The organism is Roseateles sp. (assembly GCF_031397715.1).
In the GTDB taxonomy this organism is placed as follows: domain Bacteria; phylum Pseudomonadota; class Gammaproteobacteria; order Burkholderiales; family Burkholderiaceae_C; genus Paucibacter_A.
In genome coordinates this window covers 1-4547 of record NZ_JANNMI010000061.1, presented here as the reverse complement: position 1 = coordinate 4547, position 4547 = coordinate 1, and the positions used below count along the sequence as shown (strand labels likewise).

At 63.7% G+C, this 4547-nt stretch carries 3 protein-coding genes and 1 pseudogene; all 4 read right to left on the bottom strand.

The features are described 5' to 3' along the window. Positions 1-326, bottom strand: a pseudogene (locus RMO57_RS02785) (hypothetical protein); the annotation flags it as partial. A 131-nt stretch (positions 327-457) separates the two neighbouring features. Then, positions 458-1783 (bottom strand): dicarboxylate/amino acid:cation symporter, encoded by a 1326-nt coding sequence (locus RMO57_RS02780; RefSeq protein ID WP_310383996.1) that lies wholly within the window; start codon positions 1781-1783, stop codon positions 458-460. 180 nt (positions 1784-1963) lie between these two features. After that, the gene (locus tag RMO57_RS02775) at positions 1964-3754 is read right to left on the bottom strand and encodes a glycoside hydrolase family 16 protein (RefSeq protein ID WP_310383993.1); all 1791 of its coding nucleotides are present in this window, start codon (positions 3752-3754) and stop codon (positions 1964-1966) included. After that, positions 3751-4419 carry a PEP-CTERM sorting domain-containing protein gene (locus tag RMO57_RS02770; RefSeq protein ID WP_310383991.1) on the bottom strand — a complete coding sequence of 223 codons (669 nt, stop codon included), beginning with the start codon at positions 4417-4419 and terminating at the stop codon, positions 3751-3753. Before RMO57_RS02770 ends, RMO57_RS02775 begins: the two co-directional genes overlap by 4 nt. Between the last annotated feature and the right edge of the window lie 128 nt (positions 4420-4547).

Here is a 4547-nt window from a genome sequence, read left to right as displayed (position 1 = left end):
GTCAGGCCGGGATAGAAGACGGTGCTGCCGTTCTGCACGATCATGTCGCGGTGCTTGGCGAAGAAGAACGGCGGCTGACGTTCGTCGTTGCCGAGTTCGCGGATGTGCTCGAGATAGTTGCGGCCGACGCAATAGATGCGGCGGACGGGGAACCGCTGCGAGCTGCCGACGACGGGAAGCGTGGTCGCTTCGGGCGCCGGAATCACCAGGCCGCCGGTCTGCGCCTGGGCTTGCGTCGCCGCGAGGGGCGCCACTGCCACCGCCGCGCCCAAAGCCGCGCCGGTCAAAAGAAAGTCGCGACGGCCCGTGTTGGTGTCCTTGCTCATGGGTTCTCCTGTTCCTCCGAATGCGGGCTCGGTCAGGGCCTCCTGACCCGGCTCGCCAAGCAGTGCGCTAAAATGCCATTGGCCTGGGTCAGCGGCAAGCGCCGCGGACGGCTCTTGCATAGGTTAATCTCCTACTCGGCCGGGGTACGGACCGGTCCCAATTCGGGCTGAATTTCCATCTCGCCCCCAGCCGCCTCCGGACCGCGCTCCAGTTCGCGCGCCAGCTGGGCGGTGTCGAGCTCGTTCTCCCAGCGGGCGATAACCAGAGCCGCGACGCCATTGCCGATCGCGTTGGTCAACGCCCGGCACTGGCTCATGAATCGGTCGATTCCCACGAGCACCGCCAGCGACACGATGGGGATCGCCGGCACGATGGTGAGGGTTGCCGCCAGCGTGATGAAGCCCGCGCCGCTGACGCCGCTCGCGCCTTTCGAGGTCAGCATGGCGATGGCGAGAATCTCGGCCTGCTGCCAGAAGGTCAGCTCGGTGTTCGTCGCCTGCGCCAGGAACAAAATCGCGAGAGTCATATAGATGTTGGTGCCGTCGAGATTGAAGCTGTAGCCGGTCGGGATGACGAGGCCGACGACCGAGCGCGACGCGCCCAGCTTCTGAAGCTTCAAGAGAAGCGCCGGCAGAACCGGCTCCGAGCTCGACGTGCCCAGCACGATGAACAGCTCGTCGCGGAAATAGCGGATGAATTTGAAGATCGAGAAGCCCGCGGCCCTGGCGATCCCGCCCAGGACAAGAACCACGAACAGGAGAGACGTCACGTAGAAGGTCGTGATCAGGAAGGCGAGCGGCTGAAGCGAGGCGACGCCATAGCGTCCGATGGTGAAGGCCATCGCGCCGAAGGCACCGATCGGGGCCAGCTTCATGATGTAGCCGACGATCACGAACAGCACATGCGAGCTCTTCTCGATCAGGTCGAACACCAGCGTGCCGCGGCCGCCGAAGCGGTGCAGGGCAAAGCCGAACAGCAGCGCGATCAAGAGCACTTGCAGCATCTCGCCCTTGGCAAAGGCATCGACCACGGTGGTCGGGATGATGGCCAGCAAGAACTCGGTGGTGGTCTGCATCTTGCCGGGCGCGGTGTAGGCGGCAATGCTCTTGGTGTCCAGCGCGGCCGGGTCCACATTCATGCCGGCACCGGGTTGCAGCAGGTTGACGACGATCAAGCCGATCACCAACGCCACGGTCGAGACAATCTCGAAGTAGAGCAGGGCCAGACCGCCGGTCTTGCCGACCTTCTTCATGTCTTCCATGCCGGCGATGCCGACCACCACGGTGCAGAAGATGATGGGCGCGATGATCATCTTGATCAGCTTGATGAAGCCGTCGCCGAGCGGCTTCATCGCAGCACCGCTGTCCGGGTAGAAGTGGCCCAGCAAGACGCCCAGGACGATGGCGGTGATGACCTGGGCGTAGAGCGAATTGTAGAGGGGTGTTTTGGCTCGCACGATGGACTCCGATGTCGACTGAACGGCATCTTGCGTCCAGCGGCTTGGGCTGGCTATGAGGGGATTTACATACAGCGCCACAGCGCAAGCTTGTTCATGGGACCTGGCGCGCAGCTTCTAGGCCAAGGTGGAGAGCGGGGGCAAGCTTGAGTTTCGCCCCCTCCCTTTCGTGCACGCAGACTACTTGATGGTGACGCGTCTGGACGGCGAGTCGACCGCGAGTTGCTGCTTGCTGTCCCACACGGTGAACCGGTACTCGACCACATCGCCCTGCTTGAGCGCGCCGGCGGCATAACGGTTGTTCGTGCCGTCTTGGCGCATCCGCACCGATTGGGTCTCACCGCCATTGACGGTGTAGTGCACGTCCGCCCAAGCCGCCGAGCTGGCCGAGAATTCGAGACTGCTTGCGCTGGCTTGCACGGCTGCCGTTGCTGCTATGGGTGCCATGCTGGCTGGAGCCGGGCGCTTCAACGAGATCTGCGGGTTCGCAATGCCGGAGTCCCAGATGATGTCGTCGATGGCCATCTGGAACGAAGCCGTCGGCAAGGCACCGTCGACGCTGAAGATCTGAAACATGTCCAGCATCGATTGCAGCGCCACCTTGGGGCCGACGATGTCGGCCACGGGAATGGTGGCCGTGCCCCATTCACCGTTACGGACCAGACCGTAGGCGGTGGTGTTGGCCGGGAAGGTCACCGAGCTCTGATTGGTGAAGCCGTCATAAATGCCGACCTTGAAGGCCACGTTGGCGGGGATCTTGATCTTCAGCTTGATGGCGCCATTGCGGAAGCCCGTCATGTCATGCAACTGCCTGGACTGCACGCTGGCACCAAACCATTGCCCCGGCGTGACATAACGCCAAGCCAGTACGCCGCCGCCCTCGAATGGGGGCGTATTGCCGGCGACGAGGTTGTTCCAGACGAAGATGTCTGAGGACACGCCCGGTACCTGCTTGTTGTTGACCGCCGTCAGATCGGTGAAGACGCCGAATTTGCCGACCTCGGGCTGGGTCTGCGGGCCCAGTTTGACTTCGCCCTTGCCGTCCAGCTCGTAGACGCGCACATAGTCCACATACAGCGTGCCCGGCAGTGGTGCCGTCACCTGGGCCGGCGTGGCGGCGGGCGTGAAGTTGCCGCCCACGGCCATGTTCAGCAGCAGGTAAAACGGTGCTTGCAAGGCCGGCGAGTTGACCGGCAGCGGGCTCTTGTACATATCGTATTCGCGGCCGTTGTCGAGCACGCTGAAGCGCATCTGTGACTCCGTCCAATACAGACGGTAGGTGACGAAACGATTCGCCAGCGAGCGGCCCGGCGTGTACCAGTTGCGGGTCTGCCAAGACGTGGAGCCGGCGCAACTCTCGTTGCCGGGTACGCAAGCGGCTTGCTGGTAGGTGATGACGTTGGCGCCGACAAACTGATCGGGTGAAATTGCCGGCAGGTTGGCCGGCAGTTTGCCGCCCATTTCCATCATGTCGATCTCGCCGTTGCGCGGCCAGGTCTGCGGGCTGACCCCCAAGAGCCAAGCGGCCGGCCACAAACCGGTGCCGACAGGTGGCGTGGCCATGCGGACTTCAATCATCCCGTACTGAACCTGCACCTTGCCGGACGAGTCGAGCTTGCCCGAGCTGAAGGCGTTGTCACCGATGGTCTGGCGGCGCGCCGTGATGGCCAAGGCGCGCGTCCCCGGCTCGAAGGGTACGTTGGCAATGCTGATGTTGTTCGGGCTGTAGAACTGCAGCTCTTGGTTGCCATAGCCGCACAGATTGATCTGGCAGCCATTGCCGTTGCTGGCGCTCCAGACGCTGGTGTCCAGGCTGGCGGCGTTGAACTCTTCGGACCACAGCAGTTTGCCGATGACCGGGCTGGTCACGCTGGCGACGGCGCCGACGCTGCAAGTCAACAGCGCCGTACCAAAGAGCGTGTTCAGCAGGCGGCTTTGCAGCCAGGATAGGGCCTTGGCTTGATGATTCATGGGGTGGCTCCTTGCGCGTTGGCATTCAAGGCCGGGCTTGCGGGGGTGCGACTTTGGCGACGGCGGGCTGCGGCGATCAGCAAGCCGCCGGCCAACATCAGCGCGTAGCTGGCCGGCTCCGGTACGGCACTGACCGTGATGCGGGCGGCTGGCAGGCCGATGAAGCTGCTGCTCACCACTTGCCATGTGCCCGCGCTTGAGGTGTAGGCCCAATTGGCTGAGGGCACATCGGTGCCGCTTTGCCAAGTACCCGAGAAGCCGTTGTCGGCGACGGCGGCCAGCCAGTAGTTACCGGCGTCCAGCGCCCAGCCGCTGGGCGTGAGCAGCGAGTTGGCGGCCGGGTTGTCGAGGTGGCGGCTGTAAAGCCAAGTGGCGGCGGACGGCACGCTGCCTTGCTTGGCCAAGATGCCGACCGTGACACCGCCTAGGCCCTCGATGGACGTGAGGATGGATTCGATCGATGTCGCCATGCTCAGGCTGAAGGGGATCGCCACGTCTTGTCTGCCCACACCGTCTTGGAAGACTTGGGTCGGCCAGCCGTCCACCGCAGCGCCGGGTCCGTAGGAGTCGAGCACGACGGTGCCTGCGGCGTGGGACTGGCCGGCCAGCCCGCACAGCACAAGCAATGCAGAAGTTTTCAACAGTGTTTGGGGTTTGAATTTCATGCAGATGTCTCCATAGATCGTTCCGCAGGCGCAGCGCCTGGGCTGATCTTTGTTTGAATGAAGTTGGACGGCGGCGAGGCCAGCCGAGGCAGGCCGCGCCGCAGGCAAGACTAGGCGCGACGGCGGCG